The organism is Parendozoicomonas sp. Alg238-R29 (genome assembly GCF_947331445.1).
Lineage (GTDB): Bacteria > Pseudomonadota > Gammaproteobacteria > Pseudomonadales > Endozoicomonadaceae > Sansalvadorimonas.
In genome coordinates, this window is record NZ_CAMZOG010000002.1 from 33972 (window position 1) to 56635 (window position 22664).

At 48.5% G+C, this 22664-nt stretch carries 21 protein-coding genes, 3 tRNA genes and 1 pseudogene; 4 read left to right on the forward strand and 21 right to left on the reverse strand.

The features are described 5' to 3' along the window. Window positions 1-2: 2 nt before the first annotated feature. The 3 genes from QMA35_RS00735 to QMA35_RS00745 all read right to left on the reverse strand — a co-directional run bounded on the left by QMA35_RS00735 (window position 3) and on the right by QMA35_RS00745 (window position 3419). Window positions 3-1559: an efflux RND transporter periplasmic adaptor subunit gene (locus QMA35_RS00735; RefSeq protein WP_281645207.1), complete on the reverse strand. Its 1557-nt coding sequence runs from the start codon at window positions 1557-1559 to the stop codon at window positions 3-5. Further along, on the reverse strand, window positions 1559-2848 hold the full coding sequence (locus QMA35_RS00740; RefSeq protein ID WP_281645208.1) for a TolC family protein: 1290 nt from the start codon (window positions 2846-2848) through the stop codon (window positions 1559-1561). Before QMA35_RS00740 ends, QMA35_RS00735 begins: the two co-directional genes overlap by 1 nt. Window positions 2849-2960: 112 nt before the next feature. Continuing rightward, window positions 2961-3419, reverse strand: a complete 459-nt coding sequence (locus tag QMA35_RS00745; RefSeq protein ID WP_281645209.1) for a hypothetical protein — start codon at window positions 3417-3419, stop codon at window positions 2961-2963. Between the two features lie 92 nt (window positions 3420-3511). Here QMA35_RS00745 and QMA35_RS00750 point away from each other — a divergent pair, with 92 nt between their 5' ends. After that, the gene (locus QMA35_RS00750; protein ID WP_281645210.1) at window positions 3512-3784 is read left to right on the forward strand and encodes a hypothetical protein; all 273 of its coding nucleotides are present in this window, start codon (window positions 3512-3514) and stop codon (window positions 3782-3784) included. A gap of 393 nt (window positions 3785-4177) precedes the next feature. On the opposite strand, the gene QMA35_RS00755 is transcribed toward QMA35_RS00750, so the two are convergent. From QMA35_RS00755 to mltC, 12 genes and pseudogenes are all read right to left on the reverse strand, one after another. Next, window positions 4178-4268: transfer RNA gene (locus QMA35_RS00755), tRNA-Ser, on the reverse strand. A 115-nt stretch (window positions 4269-4383) separates the two neighbouring features. Continuing rightward, window positions 4384-4460, reverse strand: a tRNA-Arg gene (locus QMA35_RS00760). A gap of 87 nt (window positions 4461-4547) precedes the next feature. Continuing rightward, a tRNA-Ser gene (locus QMA35_RS00765) sits at window positions 4548-4638 on the reverse strand. A gap of 206 nt (window positions 4639-4844) precedes the next feature. Next, a pseudogene (gene csrA / locus QMA35_RS00770) lies at window positions 4845-5024 on the reverse strand (carbon storage regulator CsrA); the annotation flags it as partial. A 420-nt stretch (window positions 5025-5444) separates the two neighbouring features. Then, a complete protein-coding gene (locus QMA35_RS00775; protein WP_281645211.1) occupies window positions 5445-6683 on the reverse strand; it encodes an aspartate kinase in 1239 nt (412 codons plus the stop codon). 114 nt (window positions 6684-6797) lie between these two features. Further along, on the reverse strand, window positions 6798-9422 hold the full coding sequence (gene alaS, locus QMA35_RS00780; RefSeq protein WP_281645273.1) for an alanine--tRNA ligase: 2625 nt from the start codon (window positions 9420-9422) through the stop codon (window positions 6798-6800). Window positions 9423-9616: 194 nt separating this feature from the next. Then, window positions 9617-9826, reverse strand: a complete 210-nt coding sequence (locus tag QMA35_RS00785; protein WP_281645212.1) for a hypothetical protein — start codon at window positions 9824-9826, stop codon at window positions 9617-9619. Window positions 9827-9973: 147 nt separating this feature from the next. Continuing rightward, window positions 9974-10354, reverse strand: coding sequence for a proprotein convertase P-domain-containing protein (locus QMA35_RS00790; RefSeq protein ID WP_281645213.1), 381 nt, complete (start codon window positions 10352-10354; stop codon window positions 9974-9976). A gap of 41 nt (window positions 10355-10395) precedes the next feature. After that, a complete protein-coding gene (locus tag QMA35_RS00795) occupies window positions 10396-10812 on the reverse strand; it encodes a hypothetical protein (protein WP_281645214.1) in 417 nt (138 codons plus the stop codon). 147 nt (window positions 10813-10959) lie between these two features. Next, complete coding sequence (locus QMA35_RS00800; RefSeq protein WP_281645215.1) at window positions 10960-11841, reverse strand: NAD(P)-dependent oxidoreductase; 882 nt, start codon at window positions 11839-11841, stop codon at window positions 10960-10962. Between the two features lie 39 nt (window positions 11842-11880). Further along, window positions 11881-12597 carry a tRNA-uridine aminocarboxypropyltransferase gene (locus QMA35_RS00805; RefSeq protein ID WP_281645216.1) on the reverse strand — a complete coding sequence of 239 codons (717 nt, stop codon included), beginning with the start codon at window positions 12595-12597 and terminating at the stop codon, window positions 11881-11883. Between the two features lie 16 nt (window positions 12598-12613). Further along, window positions 12614-13759 (reverse strand): membrane-bound lytic murein transglycosylase MltC, encoded by a 1146-nt coding sequence (gene mltC / locus QMA35_RS00810; protein WP_281645217.1) that lies wholly within the window; start codon window positions 13757-13759, stop codon window positions 12614-12616. Window positions 13760-13877: 118 nt separating this feature from the next. On the opposite strand from mltC, the gene QMA35_RS00815 reads away from it, so the two are divergent. Further along, window positions 13878-14846: a 2-dehydropantoate 2-reductase gene (locus tag QMA35_RS00815; protein ID WP_281645218.1), complete on the forward strand. Its 969-nt coding sequence runs from the start codon at window positions 13878-13880 to the stop codon at window positions 14844-14846. On the opposite strand, the gene QMA35_RS00820 is transcribed toward QMA35_RS00815, so the two are convergent. From QMA35_RS00820 to QMA35_RS00845, 6 genes are all read right to left on the reverse strand, one after another. Next, window positions 14818-15558 (reverse strand): hypothetical protein, encoded by a 741-nt coding sequence (locus tag QMA35_RS00820; protein ID WP_281645219.1) that lies wholly within the window; start codon window positions 15556-15558, stop codon window positions 14818-14820. The two genes, QMA35_RS00815 and QMA35_RS00820, sit on opposite strands and share 29 nt — an antisense overlap. A gap of 260 nt (window positions 15559-15818) precedes the next feature. Then, complete coding sequence (gene recX / locus QMA35_RS00825) at window positions 15819-16241, reverse strand: recombination regulator RecX (RefSeq protein ID WP_281645220.1); 423 nt, start codon at window positions 16239-16241, stop codon at window positions 15819-15821. A 37-nt stretch (window positions 16242-16278) separates the two neighbouring features. Further along, complete coding sequence (gene recA / locus QMA35_RS00830; protein WP_281645221.1) at window positions 16279-17328, reverse strand: recombinase RecA; 1050 nt, start codon at window positions 17326-17328, stop codon at window positions 16279-16281. A gap of 226 nt (window positions 17329-17554) precedes the next feature. Then, window positions 17555-18052 carry a CinA family protein gene (locus QMA35_RS00835; RefSeq protein WP_281645222.1) on the reverse strand — a complete coding sequence of 166 codons (498 nt, stop codon included), beginning with the start codon at window positions 18050-18052 and terminating at the stop codon, window positions 17555-17557. Between the two features lie 535 nt (window positions 18053-18587). Then, window positions 18588-19469, reverse strand: a complete 882-nt coding sequence (locus QMA35_RS00840; protein ID WP_281645223.1) for a hypothetical protein — start codon at window positions 19467-19469, stop codon at window positions 18588-18590. Between the two features lie 119 nt (window positions 19470-19588). Further along, window positions 19589-20905 carry an alanine racemase gene (locus QMA35_RS00845; RefSeq protein WP_281645224.1) on the reverse strand — a complete coding sequence of 439 codons (1317 nt, stop codon included), beginning with the start codon at window positions 20903-20905 and terminating at the stop codon, window positions 19589-19591. A gap of 148 nt (window positions 20906-21053) precedes the next feature. On the opposite strand from QMA35_RS00845, the gene QMA35_RS00850 reads away from it, so the two are divergent. Next, window positions 21054-22307: a valine--pyruvate transaminase gene (locus QMA35_RS00850; protein WP_281645225.1), complete on the forward strand. Its 1254-nt coding sequence runs from the start codon at window positions 21054-21056 to the stop codon at window positions 22305-22307. Window positions 22308-22355: 48 nt separating this feature from the next. Further along, window positions 22356-22604 carry a hypothetical protein gene (locus QMA35_RS00855; RefSeq protein ID WP_281645226.1) on the forward strand — a complete coding sequence of 83 codons (249 nt, stop codon included), beginning with the start codon at window positions 22356-22358 and terminating at the stop codon, window positions 22602-22604. Window positions 22605-22664 lie beyond the last annotated feature (60 nt).

Sequence of the window (22664 nt, forward strand, 5' to 3'; positions counted from 1 at the left end):
CCTTAGTGATTCATCTTGCTGTGGTCCATCTTACTGTGATCCATGTCTGGCATAGACTCAGAGCTCGAGCTGGAATGATCCATCTGCTCATGGTTCATTTGGCTGTGATCCATCACAGGTTCTGCAGCCGTACTGGTTTCGATGGCTGTGATTTCAAAACCACCCCCCTCCAGCTTTTCCACTTCAAAACGAACCTTTGCTCCTGAAGCAACAGACGATGTATCAAGCTCTTTACCAAAGTCAAAAAACATGGACATGGTCGGCCATTCCCATTCAGGCACAGGCTCATGGGTGATATAGAGACTGTCATCCATCACATCTTCAACGACACCTGTCATCCAGACGCGATTACTGGCAGGTTCTTCATAGCGGGTGAGATCAGCACTGACGCTGGACTCGGAATCAATCAGAAACTGGGCAGAAGTCACTACTTTGTCGCCTTCTGCCAGACCTCTTAGAATCTCCACACGGTCTGCCACTGTGCGTCCGGTCTGAACCCGTACGGAGCGAAATTTGCCATCACCCAGATCCTTAACCACACGGTTTTGTTGCCCGGTTTGAATCAGGGCTTCAGCAGGAATATTCAGCGCTTCAAAAGTGCCCGTATTAATAGCCACACGGGAATACATATTGGGTTTCAGTTCGGCACCAGGGTTATCAAACCTCAGCCGGACTCTCAGACTGCGTGTTTTCGGGTTCAGCTCCGGATAGATGTAATCCACCACACCCTGCCATTTCCGGCCTGGCAGGTATTCCACAGTCATAGTTGCTTTCTGGCCCGACCTGATCAGCTGTGATTGGCGTTCAAACACGTCAGCCACTATCCAGACAGAGTCCAGACCAGCCAACTCAATAATGGTTTTGGATGGGTTGATATAACCGCCTTCACGGGTATTGAGACGGGAGACGTAGCCGTCTTTCGGGGCATAAAACGCCAGTGTCCGCTCAACTTTGCCGCGCTTGACGATGCGTTCAATCACAGCTTCCGGTACATCCAGCGATGCCAGCCGTTTTCTGGAGGCAGTGATCAGCCCTTGTCGATTAGAGCGCAGGGCGGATACCAGCTCTTCCTGCGCGTTAACCAACGCAGGAGAGTACAGATCAAAGAGTCTGCTGCCGGCTTTTACAAATTCACCATTGGACGACATCTGAAGATTTTCTACCCAGCCTTCTACACGACTGTTGACCTGAAATATGCTGTCTTCGTTGTATCCAATAACACCGACTGTGCGGACTTCGGGTATCAACAGGCTTTTGTTGACGACTTCGGAACGCACGCCAAGGCTATTTTTAACAGCAGGCGACACAGTCACAGTGCCTGCAGGATCTTCAGCACCGGATGTCTCCTCATAAACAGGTACCAGATCCATTCCCATGGGGGATTTGCCCGGTTGGTCGCGCCGGTAATTAGGGTCCATGGGAGCCACCCAGTACATGGGCTCTTTTTCCCCGGAACCGGCAGACTCTGCCGGGTTTTGGGAACCCATAAAATTCTGGACTGAGACTCCGGCAGCGAAAGCAACGGTAGAAGCGAGCAAGGTAAGAGTGAGTTTATTCATTAGAGTGCTTCTCCCCGATGAGTTTGCTGAAGATCCTGCGGTGCCGGAGCAAAGTATTGGAGGCGAGCTGCACTCTGGCGGCTGTCAGCCTGAAGCCGGAGGAACTCCAGAGAGCTGGTAAGCTGGGCTTTGTAAGCCTGAATCACATCGTTGAAATCACTGGCATCCGACTGGTATGAACGCAGGGCTGCATCGGCCTGGTTGCGCACCTTTGGCAGCAGTTCTTTCCGGTAAAGTTCTACCCGCCTCAACAAACCTTCATAGCGAGACTGTTCAGCATCAAACTCCCCCTGCAGTTGCTGCAGGGTATCCAGCCGTTGAGCAATACCGGCTTCCCGACGATAATGACTGGCAGTCAGCTGTCGGTCCTGACGATTGCCGGTAAACAAGGGAATGTCCATCATCAGCATCGCGGAGAACCTGTTGCGGCTACTGGCTCCTGTGTTCATCTGCTCTCTGCCGTATTTCAGCTCAACGCCAAACTGCGGCTTGTAGCTTTCATTGGCCAGCGCTACATCTTGCCCAGCCTGCTGAACATCCAGCTCTGCTGCGATAACCAGCGGGTGCAGTTGCAAACGAGCTTTGCTGTCTTCTGGCATCAGGGCAAAGTCAGGCAGTTGACGGGGGATGACACCAGCTGGAGTATTTCCCAGCCAGCGTAATAATTGAGCCTCGCTTTGCTCTTTGCTGGCAACGAACGACACGATACGATCATCCAGTCGGGTCAGTTCCACTTCCGCACGAAACAGATCCTGCTGTTTCTTTTTACCCTGGCTGTACAACGATTCGGTGACATCGACCAGGCTTTCAAACAAGTAACGATCCTGCTTCAGCTGGTTGATGCCCTGTTGCCAGTACCAGATATCCAGCCATGCCAGCCTGACACTCTGCAGCACCTGTAAACGACGATTGCTGGCAGCGACTTCACGACTTTCGCCTTGTAATTCCACCTTACGGCGCTGAAGCTTATTACTGCTGCCTCTGGGTAGCATTTGCTGTACTTTCAGTTCGAACATGCCCTGGTTAAAAGGATCAGGGTTATTCCCCGGCAGGTTCATAGTCCCGATGGAAAGAACCGGGTCCCTCCAGGTATCAGCAGCGACGGCTTGTTCTGCAAAGGCACTGCTCTGTGCCTGCAGAGCCTGTACGCCATAATCGTTGGACAGTGCCAACTGTTCTGCTTTCGGCAGAGTCAACTCATCCGCCGGCAATGAAACAGCACTGATTGCCAGGCAGAACACCGCCAGACGCCTTAGGGTTGTCACATTTCTGCGACTGTAGGAAAACATGGTTTTTCTCCGTTGGAGAACTGTGTGCTGCAACACCATCAGCCATTACGGGCAGGCGTACACGACAGTTCGTAAACAATAACCGGGTTAAATAAGGTATTGCGACAACGGACTATTCGAGAAAAGAGGCTTTCGCCAGATAGATTTCGGGTCGGGAGGAGAGAATATCGGGCTCGGTAAATACCTGCCAGACACGAGTCTGCAACGTCTCGTTTAATACTTCCTGCACTACCACATAAAGCAGGGCATAGAGAGGTTTAAGGTCGAAAGTGTTGCTTAGTTGCAATGCTGGGTCACTGCCTTCACAGTCCGGACAGGCTGCCTCCATATCTTCCATACTATGGGACAGGGTTGAGCCGGTAACGCAGCAATCGTGTATGTTCCCGGAATGGCTGCTGTCATGAGCCATTTCAGACGTCAGACCGTCAGGCATTTCATGGAGGGTTCCATGAGATATCATCTGACCTTCTGCTATCGACATCATGCAAAACTGCAACACAGACAGAATCATCACAGCGATAAGCGCTGTGCTGATAGAGCGACTGTGTTGATGGTAAAGCGTAGTGAGCATGATTCAGGTCAAATGGGCATGAGTATATTAGCCACACTATCCCATTTCGGCTAAAAAACGTCAATTATGACCAATACGGAAAAGCGGTTCTGTTGCAAACTCAGACCATACCAGCAAGAATCCGCAACCTCTTCCACATCTGGTTTCAGCAACTGGCGGCCGGGAAATATGATGGCGTCAGCGACCTAGCCCGCAAGCGCGGCCAAACCAGCAGCTATGTGTCCCGCATCCTCAGGCTGACACTACTCTCTCCCTGGCTGCAGGAAATCATCCTGACCGGCAAATCTCTGGGCGGAAGAACACTGGCTGATTTTATGGATGGTTTTCCCCTACCCTGGCACGAACAGCAACAGTGGATCAAGTAATACCCTCTTCCTATTCTCTTTAATTTCGTTCACAGGGCATGCCTTAATACCAACAAATAAACGACAACAGCCCTATTTATTTTTTTGAGAGATCAGACCTTTTTACCTTTCTATGCAAGCAAAAAGTTTTCAAGAACCCTAAACGACAGTGGTTTTGAATAGAGTCTAGCTTAATGATCTCAAAGGGATTTATTCCGGTACCGAAAAAGCCTCTCTAGCACTGGAAAAACAGAGAACAGGTGGAAACAGGGGTTTTAGGAGGGAAAACAGAGAGGTTTTAGCTGTGAAAAGAGTACCGGCTTGAAATGAGGAAACACCGGAAAAACAGGGGATTTATCACGCTTATAAACGTAAAAATCCCGCAACAGATAATTGTTGCGGGATTCTCTTTTATGGCGGTGAGGGAGGGATTCGAACCCTCGATACCGGTTTAGGGTATACTCCCTTAGCAGGGGAGCGCCTTCAGCCACTCGGCCACCTCACCACACGAAAAACATCATACCTTTACGCTTTGTAGAGTCAATTGCTGACCATCATAAAAAGCTTGAGGAATGAAAAACCCGTCTTTCTTGACGGGTTTAGCTCTTAATAAAAGAAAGTGGCGCGTCCTGGAGGATTCGAACCTCCGACCGCCTGGTTCGTAGCCAGGTACTCTATCCAGCTGAGCTAAGGACGCACTGAAAAACTTCAGCAAACAAACATTTAAATTTGCTTATCAAGCAACACGATGAAATTTACAGTTAAACGACATCGATTGTCAATCTGGCGGTGAGGGAGGGATTCGAACCCTCGATACCGGTTTAGGGTATACTCCCTTAGCAGGGGAGCGCCTTCAGCCACTCGGCCACCTCACCGCGGAGACGGCCGTTATAATAACAGATTAACGCTGAATGCAAAGCCCTTTTTAAGGGCTTTTCATGAGCACGAGAAAGAGTGATTGGAAAAGTGATTCATTAGAGAAAACAAACAGTTAGGTGACCCAGTATCAATACTGATTACCACCCTCCCCTTCAGCTTCCGTCTCCCACTCTTGATGGTGTTGGCCAGAACCTGAATGGCCACCGGAACCTCCTTCACGCTCCTTCTGGATACGCTGATAGATTTCTTCCCGATGAACTGCAACTTCCTTTGGCGCATTAACGCCGATACGAACCTGGTTACCTTTTACACCAAGAACGGTCACGGTGACATCATCACCAACCATCAAGGTTTCACCAACTCGGCGTGTCAGAATGAGCATTACTGTCTCCTTGTTCTATAACCCATAAACAATGACCGTAATCGATGACAGTAATCCAAGCCCCCAGAAAGGGTTTAAACCGTGAATACTGCCTGCCGGTTTATTGTTACGAAGCATAAACATAATACAGGTCTGGAGATTGGCAATCCGTTACTGCATTATCTTTTAGTTCTGGCAGCACAAATCCAAAACCGTTCCCTTGAAACTGCCACTTCTGCTCACGTTTGTGTTAACGCTACCCGAAGTCACACCAGAAACACGCTGCACTAGCCAGACGGCACATTGTTAACAGACACCATCCGTAAGTCCTCCTGTACAAACAGGTTAGAATCACTTCCGGAGCCTTCCCACTACTTTTAACCGGCCCGCACCCTTACAGATACAGACCAGAGAACAGGCAAGCCAACCAATAAAGGAGGATTACTCCTGCTTTGCACTAACACCTTGATCGAGCTCAAATGTAGAATGCAAAGCACGCACTGCCAGCTCAAGGTACTTTTCCTGAATTACCACCGAAACCTTAATCTCGGAAGTAGAAATTATTTGTATATTGATGCCTTCAGCGGCCAATGCCTCAAACATCTGTGTCGCAACACCGGCGTGTGATCGCATACCAACACCAACAATAGACACCTTGGCAATCTTGTTATCGCCATCATACTCACGGGCACCAAGATCTCTACAAGTTTTGCCTACAACTTCCAGCGCACGCTGATAATCATTTCTGTGCACCGTAAAAGTAAAATCTGTAGTCTGATCGGCAGAGACGTTCTGCACAATCATATCCACTTCTATATTGGCACGCCCAACTGGACCAAGAATACGTGACGCAACTCCCGGAATATCCGGCACTCCCTTGATGGTCAGTTTTGCTTCATCCCGGTTGAATGCAATACCGGAAACAACTGGCTGCTCCATCTCGCTCTGCTCCTCAAGTGTTATTAGTGTGCCCGGGCCATCCTGAAAACTGTGTAGCACCCTTAAGGTCACATTGTACTTGCCAGCAAACTCGACAGAGCGAATCTGCAATACCTTCGAGCCGAGGCTGGCCATTTCCAGCATTTCCTCGAAGGTTATTTTATCCAGTCGGCGCGCACCTTCAACAACACGAGGGTCAGTAGTATAAACACCATCCACATCGGTGTAGATCTGGCATTCTTCCGCCTCTAGAGCAGCGGCCAGCGCCACCGCCGTTGTATCCGAGCCTCCCCGCCCCAGAGTGGTAATCCTTCCGGACTCATCAACTCCCTGGAAACCGGCAACCACAACAACCCTTCCGGCGTCGAGATCAGCTCTTACAGAGTCTGTATCGATTTCTTGAATACGGGCTTTGTTATGATAACTGTCTGTTCTGATAGCAATCTGCCAGCCGGTATAAGACCGCGCCGGGCAGCTGAGATTTTCCAGCGCCATTGAGAGCAAGGCTGTTGTGACCTGCTCCCCTGTGGACAGCAGCACATCAAGTTCTTCCGGCTTCGGATGCTCCTGCATTTCGCTGGCCATCGATACCAGTCGATTGGTTTCCCCAGACATAGCCGATACAACAACGACTACATCATGACCTTCTTGACGAAACTTCTGAATTTTCTCTGCAACAGCTTGAATACGCTCTACAGTTCCAACGGATGTTCCACCAAACTTCTGTACTATCAGCGCCATGTGTTCTTGCTTTTATTTATTTACGGGGCGAAATGTACCAAATCAGTACCGAAAGAAACAGTACCGCACGCTCCCCTGAGCCAACCCCGTAAGCCCAGGGAGACGGAATCCTGCTTAGAGTTTATCTCCAAGCCAGGATTCAACAGATGCCAGAGCTGCTGGCAAAGCAGAGAGATTATTACCTCCACCTTGTGCAAAATCAGGACGACCGCCGCCACGGCCACCAACCTGTTCACACACAAACTTCATCAAGTCTCCGGCCTTTACTTTACCCGTTAGGTCTTTTGTTACACCGGAAGCAAGAGATATTTTATCACCAGCTGTTGCAAGGAAAACAACACCGCATCCAAGCTTATTTTTGAGCTGATCGACCATATCTCTCAAGGACTTAGGATCGACACCATCATCGAGCCTTTTAACTAGCAGTTTCACGCCATTTATATCCACAGCATTTCCTGCCATATCGGCTCCAACTGAAGCTGCCATTTTTTGCTTCAACTGTTGGTTCTCCTTCTCCAGCTCTTTTGCCCGATCAACAGATGCTTGAACTAAAGAAACAAGATTATCAAAACTCGCTTTCACCATTTTTTGGATAGCTGAGAGTTTTTCATCTTTTTGGGCAAGAAAGTCCTGAGCAGCCTGCCCAGTCAGAGCTTCAATACGGCGAACGCCAGCAGCGATGCCTCCTTCACTGGCAATAACAAACTGGCCAATATCACCCGTTCGCTCAACATGAGTACCACCACACAACTCAACGGAGAAGTTATCTGTACCCATGCTCAGCAAACGCACCATTTCACCATACTTCTCACCAAAGAGCATGGTTGCGCCACGCTCAGCGGCGGTGTCCATATCGGTGACTTCAGTGTTAACAACAGAGTTTTCACGTATCTGCTGATTAACAATCTGCTCAACAGCCTTAACTTGCTTGTCAGTCATGGCTTCGCCATGGGAGAAGTCAAAACGCAATTTGTCTGGATCAACCAGAGAACCTTTCTGCTGTACATGCTCGCCCAGGACCTGACGCAGAGCTTTATGAGCCAAGTGAGTGGCAGAGTGGTTACGAGCCGTGTCGGCACGCTTACCCGCATCAACATCGGCAGAAACAGACTCACCAACCTTCAGGGAGCCAGTAACCAGTTCACCAGTATGGAGGTGGTTATCACTCTCTTTTTTGGTATCCAGAACCCGGAACTCACCAGTTTCGGTTTTTAGAACACCAGTATCGCCACATTGACCACCGGACTCAGCATAGAAAGGCGTTTTATTAAGAACGATTATGGCCTTAGTACCCGCCACGATCGCATCAACAGGTTCGCCCTCTACAAAGATGGCCTTCACGGTATCGCTATCATTCACATGACCAAAATAACCGGTAAACTCGGTTTCGCCCTCAATCTGAATAGAAGCGTTGTAGTCCACCCCAAACTGGCTTGCGGCACGGGCACGAACACGCTGCTCTTCCATGCACTTTTCGTAGCCAGCTTCATCGATGGTCAGGCCTCGTTCACGGGCGATGTCGTTGGTCAGATCAACGGGAAAGCCATAGGTATCGTAAAGAGTGAACACAGTTTTGCCGGGAATTTCTGTTCCCTTAAGACTGGAAATATCTTCTTCCAGAATCTTCATACCCTTATCCAGAGTACGAGCAAACTGCTCTTCCTCTTTTTTCAGGGTATCCATGATCTGGACTTTGTTATCCGCTACGATTTTAGCTGCATCACCCATCGCTTCAATCAGAGCCGGTACCAGTTGATAGAAGAAAGACTCGGTTGCTCCCAGCTTGTGTCCATGGCGACAGGCACGGCGAATAATCCGGCGCAGGGTATAGCCTCTGCCATCATTGGATGGGATAACGCCATCGGCAATTAAATAAGCACTGGAACGAATATGATCGGCGATTACCCGAAGGGAGTTATCACTGTTTTCAACGCCCCCCAACAGTTTGCCTGCTGCAGTTAGAAGGTGCTGAAACAGGTCAATGTCGTAATTGTTATGAACGCCCTGCACAACGGCTGCAATGCGCTCTAATCCCATACCAGTATCAACAGATGGCTTGGGCAGAGATTCCATTGTTCCGTCAGCCTGACGGTTGTACTGCATGAAAACAATGTTCCAGATTTCAATGAAACGGTCACCATCTTCTTCCGGCGTACCAGGGCGACCACCCCAGATATGATCGCCATGATCATAGAAAATTTCGGTGCACGGACCACAAGGGCCGGTATCACCCATCTGCCAGAAGTTATCTGAAGCGTAAGGAGCACCTTTATTGTCGCCAATACGAATAATACTATCTTCGGGAACGCCCACTTCATTCAGCCAAATGTTATAAGCTTCATCATCAGTCGCATAAACAGTGACACATAATTTCTCGGCAGGAACTTTCAGTGTACCGGTCAGGAAGTCCCACGCGTATTTGATGGCTTCCTGTTTGAAATAATCACCAAAACTGAAATTACCCATCATTTCGAAGAATGTATGATGCCGAGCGGTATAACCCACATTTTCAAGATCATTGTGCTTACCACCAGCACGAACACAACGCTGAGGGGTTGTCGCTCGGGTGTAATCACGCTTTTCACGACCAAGGAAAACATCCTTGAACTGGTTCATACCCGCATTGGTGAACAACAGAGTAGGATCATCATGGGGAACCAGAGAGCTGCTATCGACAATAGCGTGCCCTTGTCCTTCAAAATACTTTAGAAAAGCGGAACGTAACTCTGAACTCTTCATATCACCATCAAACTCTTCGGGAGCCTTGTTTACACCCATCCTTGCAGTAAAGTCAGACTGCGCCAGAAACGGGGTCAGAATGGCCGCATTATATAACTATGCTGCAGGACTGTAAGGGCTAGAACGGTGAATATTTCAGCAATATGAATGTTTTGTTGAAGAAACGCCTGCATAAAGAAAACTTTTCGGTATTTTTACTGCCCTTCATCATTAACCTCATCTGTATCAACCTCATCTGTACTTGCAACAGGATAGGCGACCACATCTTCTTCTACATAATGGACTTCTGGCAGATCATCCAGCGTTGCAACAAATTCACTATCACCTTCCAGCACCAGACCGCATGAACCAAAACTGCGGAGCACACGATAATTATCACCAGCCTGATCAACTGTTTTGAACAAATCGGTAAGCTCACAGTTCTTTACCAGTTAGGGAATGAAAACCACGATATAGCGGCTATTTCCTGAAAAAGAAAAAACGCTCTGACAGCATAAAACGACTGCCAGAGCTGTGAAACACAGGCTTTTACCCAGAAGTTTTTCCATCCATTACCTGAAACCAATACTCCTGCCATTCAGGGCTCCAGAGCCCTTACGATTGTGGTCACTCACTTTCAGTTTCCATTCTCCACCAGCAGGGTGCCCACAAGCATCCACCTCGTAGGTTTCTTTCAGGCCAGCAATATTTTCCTGACTGTCCTGCTTCTTCGATGTCTGCTGTGTACCGTCGGGGAAAATCAGGACTAGCTGAAGATCACCGATATAAGGATGGGTGATATCAACATCAACAGAAACAGTACCAGCATCACCCTGGTAATAACTGATAACGGGAACCGACACACCACGGGAGCGATTATCCGGAATATCCTCAGAAATCCGGGTACCGAACACTTTCTGCTCCTCGGGAACACTCACTGCAACGAGTGCCATAATCAGTCTCAAGAGTCAGACCACTGAATTCCTTATAAGCATCAATCATGACATACCAGGTACCAGCCTGCAGGCTCAAAATAGTGCCACTGTTCGCTATAGCGAGTGTCATCCGGTGTAGACTGATGAACCATGATCAAATCCGGTTCAGCGTAGAGCACCCCGGGCTGCTTAGATACAGTTTCCGCCAGTGCGTGCATTTCACTTACATGTTTATGAAGACCTGGATCAACAACATTGGCACCGCTGGCAGACATCCTGGTACTTAAAATTCTGCCACCTGCTGCCTGGGCCAGCATCGGATCATTTGCGGCCTTAGCCGGGTCAACCGGGCTCGCATACTTAACAACAAGACGATTGGTTTTCTCGGCAGGTGTCGTTTTTTCCGCAGCGTAACCACAAACTGCCGCGAATAATCCACACAACGAGAACGTGCATGAGGTGAATAGTGACTTCATCGCTAACCACAGACTTCCAGCGAAAGCCATCAGAGGCTAGATCATATTTTCACCATCACAAGAATAGGTGGGATGTGTTTACTACTTTCAACAGCTGACACAGCTCTCGATCCAGGCGAGAACTGTGTAGTAGCAGTCAGTCTATTGTTAGTCTTTTTCTGATAGTTCCAGGCGAGCCAAAAGGGAAGACGTATCCCAGCGTCGTCCACCAGCTTTTTGCACTTCACCATAAAACTGGTCAACTGCTGCAGTTACCGGAAGGCTAGCGCCATTTTTACGCGCCTCATCCAGACAAATACCCAAGTCTTTGCGCATCCAGTCCACAGCAAAACCATGATCATATTCTCCTGCCACCATGGTTTTGTAGCGGTTCTCCATTTGCCAGGATTGAGCCGCGCCTTTGGAAATCACGCCGATCACGTCTTCAACATTCAACCCCGCGTGCTTGGCAAAGTGAATACCTTCCGAGAGCCCCTGTACCAGACCGGCAATACAGATTTGGTTAACCATTTTGGTCAGCTGACCGGAACCACTTCCACCTAACAGCTTGATCTGCCGGGCATAAACATTCATCACTGGTTCAGCACGATCATAAGCCGGTTGATCTCCACCAACCATTACTGTCAGCACCCCATTCTCTGCACCGGCCTGACCACCAGAAACAGGAGCATCGAGAAAACCGATTCCCTTTTCTGCCGCTACAGCATGCAACTCACGGGTCACTTCTGCAGAAACTGTGGTGTGATCCACAAATACAGCCCCCTCAGCCATACCGGAAAACGCGCCATTATCGCCAAGACATACCTGATGCAGGTCATCGTCATTGCCTACGCAGGACATTACAAAATCAGCCCCCTTAGCGGCTTCCGCAGGGGTTTCCCGATAGGTGCCGCCATACTGCTCAACCCACGCCTGAGCTTTTGCTGTTGTCCGGTTGTAAACCGTTACCTCATAACCCGCGCTCAGCAAGTGGCCAGCCATGGGGTAACCCATAACGCCCAGACCGAGAAATGCGACACGTATTGCCATAAAAATGCCCTCTGTCACTGAACAGTATCAATACAAATATTATGAAGAGCTGTTTGAGCATTGTGCCCGATAAACTTCCAATCGCGCCAGAGCATCACTTTCCAAACAAACAGTTGATTGCCGCGCTGACAGATAACGATCATTAAAAACATCGAAGTAATCGTTTACCAGCCCGGCCGCTTTGTGCTCTTCCAACCACGCCAGACATTCCGCCCCAACTTCCGCCGTGCACAGATGATTATCTTTCTGTGCTCGCCTTAACCTGTAACGCGATGGTGAAGACGGTGTAATTCCGAGCACTGGCAAAGTATGCAGATAGGAACTGTGGTTATACATTTTCCTTGATTGCTGCCAGGTTGAGTCCAGCAATATGAATACCGGCTCCCGCCCTTTTCTCTGCTGCTCTTTAACTTCCGAGGCACTGGCTACCGGATTATGGGGAGCTAATGATTGTGGATAAACCAAAATCGGATAACGGTCTGACCTTGCCAACAGGTGCAACAGCCGGAAATCTGGCTCTTTCCTTTGCCAGATCGTTCGTCCACCACCAACACTGGATAATAATAAGCGCCCGGTATTAGTGGGTTTGTACTGCTCGTTGTAGTGCATCAGTAGCCAGAAGTTGGCACTAACATTAACTTTTGGAGTTATATCGCAGATACAAGCCATTATTGGCATCTGGCAGGTTTCACAACGGTTAACCTTCGCCCCTTTCGCCATAAAGGTACGTCTGTGGGGGAATGTATTTTCTGTCATATCACAATCTAAAAATTCAAATCTTTCCCTGATGGAAATCTTTCTCAGCTTTGGTCACCTTCTCAAGATAACGGCGTGATTCCTGACGGGGATGACGCTTGGTCAGCGCCCAATACACTTGGGATGGCTGAAGATCATTAATCTTCTGTATAGCTTTCTTGCGGTTTCTGTCGAATGTTTTCAACACATTACCAGCACCACCGTTATAAGCGGAAATTATTGCATAGCGTCTTGATAATGGATCACGAATATCTTTCAGATACGTGTTATCAAGAATATGAAGGTAAGCGGTACCAGCATCAATATTATTCCAGGGCTGGAACAAGTATTTACGGCTAGGCTGCCCTCTTCGTTTTTTTATTCGCTGGAAAACATCTCGCCCGGCTGTTGAAGGCACCACCTGCATCAATCCGTATGCATTCGCCCAGCTCACCGCAAAAGGGTTAAAGCTGCTTTCGGTTCGCATAATCGCATAGATCAAGCTTTCATCAATACGGTATTTTTGTGAGTGAGCACGAACAATACCTGCATATTGATACAGGCGCTTGGATTCATGATTCTTTACCAGCTCAAAATCCACGGCATACACCATGCCTTTACTGGTATTTCTTTGGGTCAGACGATCCTGAATTAAATAATCCGCATAACTTTTCGCCCGCCATTGCCAGCGAATAGGCTGACCATTGTTATCCAGAACCTGACCATAAAGGATAGGCTCCTTACCCAAAACCACCTCTGTATCACTGAAAAGGTCCACCCGCCCAGGGTCATCAGGCGTCAGCAAAGTCATAACAATGGCGTGATTAAGATCACTTTTATCCAATGTTTCCACATGTACTCTGCCCTTTTCAAAATCCACCATAACCCGGGTGCGGTAACCATTGGAGTATTTCACATACTCCGTTCTGCCAGCGCTCTTGCTATCTCCCCAGTTCACTTCAGCTTCCTGGGCCAGCATACGAATCAATGCCTCGAATCCCAGTGCATCAACAGGTTCAGAAGCGGAATAATCATTTGTTTCATAAGAAACGTTCGAGTTTTGAGCAGCAGGTGACTCAGAGGAAAGAGCAGTCCGGTCATACACAACGGGTGGCTTGTGAGTGCATCCAGCAATCAGGGCAAATAATATAGTAAACGCAATACGATTTTTCAGGCAGAGCATGCCAATTCAACTTCCCTGTTCATTCCGGCATAGACTACCAGAGACAATTAATTCTCGACACTCACCCCATTCAGCCGGAGACTACTGTAATAGCAATAATAAAGACTGAGATTTATCGATGATTACTCTGACAGTTTTTGGCGCAGGTTGTATCGGGTGTCACCTGGCTGGTGAATTACTGCGTTATGCCAACCCAGAACAGTTCACTCTCAACCTGATTGGCCGCCCAAACCTGAAAGAGGACACCAATAAATATGGCCTGACAATCAGCGACTACGCGGGCAACAATCATAACCTTTCGCCGAAATCATTCTCGGTTTCAACATCTCCGGAAACACTTCAAAACAGTGATATCATTTTTCTCTGCGTAAAAAGCGGGCAAACTGAAGAAGCGGCGAAACAGATTCTCACCTATAAACCAAATACGACTGTCATCAGTATGCAGAATGGCGTGCGCAATGCGAGCCGGCTGAGAAAGCTATTACCTAACGCAAACATAGTGGCAGGAATGGTTCCCTACAATGTAGTTGCCCTGCCAAACGCACGCTTTCACAAAGCAACAGAGGGACATATTTACCTTGAGGAAAATGTTGCCCTCAATCCAATCAAAAACCTGCTTAAGCAAGCCTTCCAGCCTTGTTGGTTTTCTGACCTTGGATCCGTGCAATACAGCAAGCTTTTGTTGAACCTTAATAACCCCATCAATGCGTTAAGTGATTTACCGCTAAAGCAAGAACTAGAAACCCGGAAATATCGTTTACAGCTTGCCGAATGTATTCGGGAAGGCCTGGAAGTTTATAAAGCTGCCGGAATCAATACCGTTAAAATTGGCAAAGTCCCTGTTAGCTGGCTGCCAATATTATTAAGCGCTCCAGACTTTCTGTTTAAAAAGCTGGCAAGCGCTATGTTAAAAATCGATCCGGAAGCACGCTCCAGTATGTGGCACGACCTGCAGAAAAAGCGCGTTACTGAAATTGATGACCTCAACGGTGAAATCATCAATCTGGGGCAAAAGCATAATATAACCACTCCGGCCAACAGCCGGATTTACCAACAGATTAAGCAGAGTGAGCAGCTGTTTCAGTGATTAATATATTCTGGTCGCCCAACTCGATCCGGGTGTCATCATTGACAAAGAACTTGCCAAGATACTCGCCAATCTTTGCTTTCTGATCACTGGAGACATGACGATAAGCGACAGAGGAAGCCTTGCGCAGAGTAGAACGGGCCGTGTGAATACTTTTCTCGGCGATCCGGCTGGCCATGGAGTCTAAGTTCAGCATCGCCAATGGCTGCTCAAGAACAGCGGTCAGCCAGGCATCCAGAAGTCTTCCCAGATGATGAGAAACTTCCTCCTGACTCAGGGTTTCTGCTTCAGACTTGGTTCGTTCAATCATTGCCAGCATACCAACGGCATGATCGTGCTCCATTGGAATAACAAGGCAAGTCTGACGCCCTTTCAGAGGATGATCTAAAAGCCGGATAAAGCCTTTCATATACTCAGCAACCAGCAAATGATGTTCAAACGTCATCTGTCGAATCACTCGTTTGAGAATGGCGTGCGCTATTTTCAAAACAGCCTTCTCAGCCACACTGGCGATAGCATAAATTGAGCGCCCCAATCCTGCGTATTCAAGAATGTCCAGCACAACAATACTCAGAGATTCTTCAATAGCGAGTGTCATTACCGACAACAGGCGACGGGAATCGGCTCGGGTCTCTTCCTCAACCCGGTACAGATATTTCTGACAACGTGTTTCCAATTCCCTGGAGACAGGTATCACCAACATAACAGGCATGGCTTAACCTTTTTTGTTTATTTTTCTTTTTCCATTATCACTCTTCTCTGACCAAAAAAGAAAAGAAAAGAAATGCAAAGCTAGGGTCTGTTGAGGTTTTGGCTTCGAGCTCAGCGTTGCCGGAATGCTTCCTGCCTTTCAAAACGCTGCAACACAGCCATGGAAGCCCTCGGGAATGCCCTTCGGGTGGCTATAAAAGCAGAACATCAGGCACGACATTCCGCTTCAGGAGGGAGATAGCTATTTATTAAGGCAGGCTTCTACCAATCATTCTGAGTACTTTCGAGAGCTGTGCGGATCGCATCCATATCAAAACCGCGATACTGCAAATAACGCATTTGCTTGGCTCGATCCCGGTTATCCATTGGCGCACCATCACCAAACTTACGTCTACGGCTCTCCTGAGCCAGCTTGCACCAGTCTGTTTCTGACTCTTCCAAAGCCACTTGAATAATTTCGCTCTCGGCACCTTTCTGCTGCAGTTCCTGCCGAATACGAACAGGACCATAACCTTTACCGATACGCGAACGAATGAAGCTCTCTACAAATCGTTCATCAGAGAGCAGGTTATTCTCTTCAAGCTGATTCAGAACACTCTCAAGGTCTTCAGCACTTTCGGCTCGTATCCGAAGTTTCCCAGAAAGCTCCTTGCGGGAATGCTCGCGGCGCGACAGCAAATCCATGGCTGCGCGCCTCAGTAGTGTTTGCTCTTCAGACATATCAGGCTGGAGTCAGCTGTTCTTTTTTCTTGCTCTTATCGCTGGTTTCACCTTTTTCAGATTCAAGGTTCAACAGCTGCCGACGAATTTCACCTTCAATCTCCTGAGCGATAGCTGCATTATCTGTCAGGTATTGAGCAGCATTAGCCTTACCCTGGCCGATTTTACTGCCCTTGTAGGAGTACCAGGCACCCGCTTTTTCAACCAGTTTCAGTTTCACACCCAGGTCGATAACTTCACCCATATGGTAAATACCCTGACCATAGAGAATTTGAAATTCAGCCTGTTTAAAGGGCGGTGCCACCTTATTCTTCACCACCTTCACACGGGTTTCGTTACCGATCACTTCATCACCCTGCTTCACTGCACCGGTGCGACGGATATCCAGACGCACGGAGGAGTAGAACTTCAGAGCGTTACCACCGGTAGTGGTTTCAGGATTACCAAACATAACCCCAATTTTCATACGAATCTGGTTGATGAAGATCACCAGACAGTTGGCCTGTTTGATAGAACCGGTCAGTTTACGCAGAGCCTGACTCATCAAACGCGCCTGCAAACCGACATGGGAGTCTCCCATATCGCCTTCAATTTCAGCCTTGGGAACAAGAGCGGCTACGGAGTCAACGATAATCACATCAACAGCATTGGAACGCACCAGCATATCGGTGATCTCCAGGGCCTGTTCCCCCGTATCCGGCTGGGAAACATACAGGTCGTCAACATTCACGCCGAGTTTGTCAGCGTAATCAGGATCAAGAGCGTGTTCGGCATCGACAAAAGCACACGTGTGGCCAGTCTTCTGAGCTTCAGCAATCAAGCTGAGAGTCATGGTTGTTTTACCAGAGGATTCCGGTCCGTAAATTTCAACAACACGGCCTTTAGGCAATCCGCCAATACCCAAAGCGATATCCAGCTGCAGGGAACCGGTAGAAATGGCTGGAATAGCTTCCCGCTTCTGATCGCCCATGCGCATAACAGCGCCTTTACCAAACTGGCGCTCAATCTGGCCAAGCGCAGCACTCAGCGCTTTTTTCTTGTTGTCATCCATTCTCTCACCTCACTCGCAATTGTCCCGGTTGCTTTCCGCTAATCAAACATCTTCGTCAGCCACATTCGGATAGTATCACTGACTTGGAAACTCACCTGAGAAGTTGTCGGTTTAAATACTGTATGAACAAACACAAAATACTGTATACATAAACAGTATTAAAACACACCTTTTGAAAAACGCATAGTTTTATCCAATTTCCAGAAAAGGAAAGTGAATTAAGTGGTTACTTATTGAGCTGACACTGTTTCATTAAGCCTTTAATTGCTGTATCAACGGTCTGATTCCTTACCGCTTCACGGTCTCCCGAAAACAGAAATTGTTTTGCATAAGGCTCTAACCCTTCTCTTCCCCAGGCTATCCAGACAGTACCTACGGGCTTTTCTTCAGAGCCACCATCAGGTCCAGCCACACCACTGACAGCAACCGATAGAGTTCCATCACTATGGCTTAGTGCTCCGCTGGCCATCGCCAGCACCACTTGTTCACTGACAGCGCCAACCCGCTCAAACAAATCATTCGGCACCCCAAGAAAACGGTGCTTTGCCCTGTTTGTATAGGTAATAAAGCCACCTTCACACCATTGAGAACTGCCTGGGATATCTGTAAGAGTTTTCATAATGCCGCCCCCAGTACAGGACTCGGCGGTAATCACTTTCTGGCCTGATTTGAGAAAGACTTCCCCAGCTTGAACTGCCAGAGCTTGAAGCGTTGCGTCTGCCACTATCGTATTCCCAGAAATTGGCGTTCAAAAGATTAGGGGGCGTTCTCAATTAAGCATACGACGCAGTGGCGCTGAAAGCCGCCAAGCGTTAGAAAGGCTTGTGAAAATCGCAGTTATTCCACATTGAACAAGCCTGACGCAGCGGATGGCGGCTTTCAGCGCCACCCGAAGGGCATTGCCGAGAGCCTCTATGGCTGCGTTGCAGCATTTTGAAAGGCAACAAGCATTCCGGCAATGCTGCGCCCTATAGTGCCTCTGGGTATGCCCATAGGGACTCTCGACAATGCTGAGTTCGATGCTTAATTGAGAACGTCCCCTAGCTGTTCCAGAATCAGTAACATTGCCCGTTCTCTTAAATTCTCGCAACAGGGAGAAGGGTAAACAGAGATGAGCAGTCCCCTTCGGCGTAATATTTACTACTTTTCACTCAGGTTCATAAAGGGGAAAATATCAGGAGGCAAAGAGTAATAACTTCTGCTGAATGCAACAAGGCCTGCAAAAGTGCAGGCCTCATTTAAGTGTTGCTAAGGGGGGGTCACCCTTGGCTGTCGTGCTGCCAAACAATACCCAGAGCTTTTTCATCAATAACATTGCGCCATGGAAACTCCTGATCCTGTTGCATTTCATAGAGATGCTGAATCATCACCTGCAGGCCAGTACGCATTCCACCATCAATTCCGCTATCGCAGCGGAAGAAATCTTCGCCAAGCTGGTAACCTTCTTTCCAGAAAGGAATCGCATCCTCCACTCGTCTCACCAACTGGTGCACTGCCTTAGCCTCATCCCTGTCCCGAAGACGGGTTTCCAGTGTACGCAGATATGCAAGCATCACCCGAGGGTCACGGGCGCAACGCTTTTCCACCCATTCAATTGTTCTTGAACGGCACTCCAGCATGCGGGCTGCAGTGATCTGCTCACTGGAGAAAAGTCCGGAATTCCAGAAATCACACAACGTGACCGGAAGAATCGCTGGTTCACCAGGCACTCCCCGCAAAGTCAGATTAAGAATATCTTCAACCAAGTCGCGGGATAGGGTATCAACCCGCCAGAGCGCTTCCTGACAAAGCTCGTCAACTGACAGGTTCACCAGCGACTGAGCCTGCTCAATTTGCCAGTGCCTAACCTTATTAAACACACTCCCCGTTCTGCTAAACCCTTTCTTCGAGTGATACTGAAGCAAACCAGTAGCCATCAAAGCCAAATCAGCACGAATTTCCGCCTCTCGCAGTGAGCACTCGTCAGCGGTTTGGATAAGCCGTAAACGCTCATGCACCAGCCCGTGCTCAAGACTTGCCATAATTCGCCGTGTCTGCCACCGGTTGGACAGGCTTTCCAGCGGAAGGATATTCCCGGAGAAACCTGCGGCGAACGAATAATATCCGGGATTTAAGCCTGCGGCGTTCCCCAGTCTCTCCATGACCATGCACTCCCTGCAGCAGTAAGAATCAAAGAAATTGAATTCCGTTTCGGTAGAAAGTTATCGGCTTCCCGGAAAGATTCTTGTCAGGAGAATGGGGAATTTTTCAGAAACTGCGTTTACTCACCACATCCGTCCACTTCTCTGGCTGGATACTGCTGCAACACCGGCCACTCACCAACAACTGCACCACCACGCAGGGCCCTGATAGCGCCAAACTGCAACATAACGAACTCGCTCTGGGAGGGGAGCAGGAATATATAATCATCCACCTCTAACCCATTGAAACCATGTGTTGTTAACAGTTCCTGGTTTGTACTGCGACCGTACACGGAATTGGTTTTCAAACCAACGGGAGAGCAAACGCTGGCCATCCACCAGCCGCCGTAAATAAAAAAGGAGGTTTTGCCCTGTTTGCAAAGAGCAGAAAACAGCGGTTTTAAAGCTTCCAGATAAGGAATGGTTAGCCCATCCAGCTTTTTTAACACACGGGTTGCTATGAAGAGCGCGGGTTTATGGTCGGCCAAAGATGGAATATCAAAGTCAGAGGCCTTCATAAAGGCTGACCCGATAGTGATATCATTATAGCCGCCCCAGTCATTCGCAGTGTTCATCTGGTAGGTATAACTTCCGGCGCCATTCAGGCAAAGCTCCCCACTCCAGAGGCTTGGCCATTTATGGCGTAAATACGTAGTAAAACCCCTGAACCGCTTAGCCACTTTCACTTTTTCTTTTTCCCGTGCTTTATCTCCTGTGCCCGGAAAGGCTGGAGCCTTGGCAATATGGGCATCGTACCCCATTAAACCAGCAAGTTTGAGATGTTCGCGATTATGGGCAAGCAGTAACAACACTCTATCAAACTCCTGAAAATTTCCCACACCTCCACGATGAAGCCCAACATCCACCTCAATACTGATATTAAGAGTCAGTTTTTTTCTCTTGGCCACTTCACAATACTCAGAGAGTCGCTCACAGGTATCAACCAACCATTGAATTCGGCTGATTTCTGCTATTTCCTGTGGTTCGAGCCGTTCAAGAAAATCTGTGAACACTGCCACCGGAAATGGTTTACCAATCAGAAGGTCAGCCTTTGGAAAATGACGCAGCATCTGCAGTGCGAAAGGACTGTGGAATGCCATGACCCGCTGGGTTCCCATCTTTTCCATTAGATATTCAATAAGGCTCATACAGGGCAATGACTTGACTGCGATGCGCACTCGGGAGGTATCACCAAGATGCTTTTTCACCATCGCAATGTTGTGGTCAACCCTGTCCAGATCCACGAGAAGAACCGGATAACCAGGCTCCCGCTGGCGCAATAAGCGATTAAGGGAGGAAAAATAATCATTATGGGGAGCACTGCTGTTTTTATTCCGCAGGATTAGAAACACGCCTATTACCAGCGACAAAAGCAGCACCCAGCCAACTACAAACATGCAGGACTCCCGCAAAAGATTCCAAAGATAGACTTTTTCCCCAAATTCGTATGGATTCCCAAAAAACCTTTCTACACAGTAAGATAGGCTTATAGAAGGCCTCTACAAAAGAGGTCATTGTGAGCACTCAACTTAAGTCGAGAAAAAGATGAAGCTGTCCAAGTTCGGGGAGAAATTTACCAGTCATTCAGGGATTCTGTCGTTGATGGATGACCTGGGTAACGCCCTGGCCGATAACGACCATATGATAATGATGGGCGGTGGCAACCCTGCTCATATTCCAGAAGTAGAAGACATCTTCCAGCAGCGCCTGCAGCGTATTGTTGATTCACAAACCGAATTCACTCGCTTTATCGGCACCTACGATCCACCAGCAGGCGATCAGGCCTTTTGCCGGGAACTGGCAGCCATGTTGAAACGCCGATTTGGCTGGAACCTAACGGAACGTAATATCTGCCTGACCCATGGCAGCCAGACGGCGTTTTTTATGCTGTTTAATATGTTTGGCGGTGAAGATAGTAACGGCCGTAACCGCCGTATTCAGCTGCCCATGGCTCCAGAATACATTGGCTATACCGACAGTGGTATTGCAGAAGATCTTTTTGTGGCTGGCAAACCGGATATCGAAGAGATTGATGCTCACACCTTTAAGTACCATGTCAACTTCAGCAATGTCACCGTGAACGAAAATACTGCGGCTTTTTGCGTATCAAGGCCAACCAATCCGACAGGTAATGTCCTGACCGATCAGGAGATAGAAACACTGGATAGTCTGGCAAAACACCATGATATCCCCCTGATCATTGATGGCGCCTATGGTCTGCCCTTCCCTGAACTGATTTTCACCGATGCCACACCATACTGGGATGAGCACGTTATTCTCTGCCTGAGCCTGTCAAAGCTCGGGCTTCCGGCACTGCGTACCGGTATTGTTATTGCCAGCGAAGAAGTGATCTCAGCAGTCTCCGGTATCAGCGCCATTACCAGCCTTGCTCCCAACAGTGCCGGATGTATGATGGTCAGTGATATGGTGCGGGATGACAGTATCATTAGTCTCAGCCAGAAGATTATTCGCCCTTGGTACGAGGAGCGGCTGAGGTTTGCGCAACAGGTGCTTCACGATCAATTGGGTAGCCTGCCATGGGCCATGCATAAACCCGAGGGTGCTATGTTCCTATGGCTGTGGTTCAAGGATCTGCCCGTGAGCAGCTTGGAACTTTACGAACGATTGAAAAAACGCGGTGTACTTGTTGTCTCTGGTCACTACTTCTTCCCGGGCATGAATGAAGAATGGCCCCATAAGAATGAGTGTTTGAGAGTCACTTACACCCGTGATCAGGCCACTGTACAGAAAGGAATAACCATTATCGCTGAAGAAGTGCGTAAACTTTACGGGCAGTAACGGCACCATAAGTATTGGTGGCTGGCTGTTTACCGGAGCGGACTGGTCATGATGCTGGGCCGAAAGAATAAAGATGGCTTGCCTATGCTGACCACCAAAGACGTTGTGATTACGTCTCTGGCGTTCCTTTACTCTCTGTGGGCTCTTGCCGGTAGCGGGCAGGAAACAGTGTACTGGGGCTTCCTGCTTTTAATCGCGGGTCTGCCAATCTATATCTGGGTTGAATATCAAAAACGAAAATACAACCCGCAGCCATTCATAGGCTCACAGGCAGAAGCTCTGGAGAGCTCTGTATAACCCACCATCAAGCCGCTGCTTTCCAGCGGCTTTTTCTTTTAACTGATAAGCGTTGAATCC

Excerpts from the sequence above, each read along its gene's own strand:
- QMA35_RS00740 (WP_281645208.1), bottom strand. The coding sequence starts at position 2,848 with ATGTTTTCCTACAGTCGCAGAAATGTGACAACCCTAAGGCGTCTGGCG.
- QMA35_RS00805 (WP_281645216.1), bottom strand. The coding sequence starts at position 12,597 with ATGACAGAAAATACATTCCCCCACAGACGTACCTTTATGGCGAAAGGG.
- QMA35_RS00850 (WP_281645225.1), top strand. The coding sequence starts at position 21,054 with ATGAAGCTGTCCAAGTTCGGGGAGAAATTTACCAGTCATTCAGGGATT.
- mltC (WP_281645217.1), bottom strand. The coding sequence starts at position 13,759 with ATGCTCTGCCTGAAAAATCGTATTGCGTTTACTATATTATTTGCCCTG.
- QMA35_RS00800 (WP_281645215.1), bottom strand. The coding sequence starts at position 11,841 with ATGGCAATACGTGTCGCATTTCTCGGTCTGGGCGTTATGGGTTACCCC.
- recX (WP_281645220.1), bottom strand. The coding sequence starts at position 16,241 with ATGGATTTGCTGTCGCGCCGCGAGCATTCCCGCAAGGAGCTTTCTGGG.
- QMA35_RS00735 (WP_281645207.1), bottom strand. The coding sequence starts at position 1,559 with ATGAATAAACTCACTCTTACCTTGCTCGCTTCTACCGTTGCTTTCGCT.
- QMA35_RS00775 (WP_281645211.1), bottom strand. The coding sequence starts at position 6,683 with ATGGCGCTGATAGTACAGAAGTTTGGTGGAACATCCGTTGGAACTGTA.
- QMA35_RS00795 (WP_281645214.1), bottom strand. The coding sequence starts at position 10,812 with ATGAAGTCACTATTCACCTCATGCACGTTCTCGTTGTGTGGATTATTC.
- QMA35_RS00855 (WP_281645226.1), top strand. The coding sequence starts at position 22,356 with ATGATGCTGGGCCGAAAGAATAAAGATGGCTTGCCTATGCTGACCACC.
- recA (WP_281645221.1), bottom strand. The coding sequence starts at position 17,328 with ATGGATGACAACAAGAAAAAAGCGCTGAGTGCTGCGCTTGGCCAGATT.
- QMA35_RS00820 (WP_281645219.1), bottom strand. The coding sequence starts at position 15,558 with ATGCCTGTTATGTTGGTGATACCTGTCTCCAGGGAATTGGAAACACGT.
- QMA35_RS00845 (WP_281645224.1), bottom strand. The coding sequence starts at position 20,905 with ATGTTTGTAGTTGGCTGGGTGCTGCTTTTGTCGCTGGTAATAGGCGTG.
- QMA35_RS00815 (WP_281645218.1), top strand. The coding sequence starts at position 13,878 with ATGATTACTCTGACAGTTTTTGGCGCAGGTTGTATCGGGTGTCACCTG.
- QMA35_RS00790 (WP_281645213.1), bottom strand. The coding sequence starts at position 10,354 with ATGGCACTCGTTGCAGTGAGTGTTCCCGAGGAGCAGAAAGTGTTCGGT.
- QMA35_RS00840 (WP_281645223.1), bottom strand. The coding sequence starts at position 19,469 with ATGGAGAGACTGGGGAACGCCGCAGGCTTAAATCCCGGATATTATTCG.
- alaS (WP_281645273.1), bottom strand. The coding sequence starts at position 9,422 with ATGAAGAGTTCAGAGTTACGTTCCGCTTTTCTAAAGTATTTTGAAGGA.
- QMA35_RS00745 (WP_281645209.1), bottom strand. The coding sequence starts at position 3,419 with ATGCTCACTACGCTTTACCATCAACACAGTCGCTCTATCAGCACAGCG.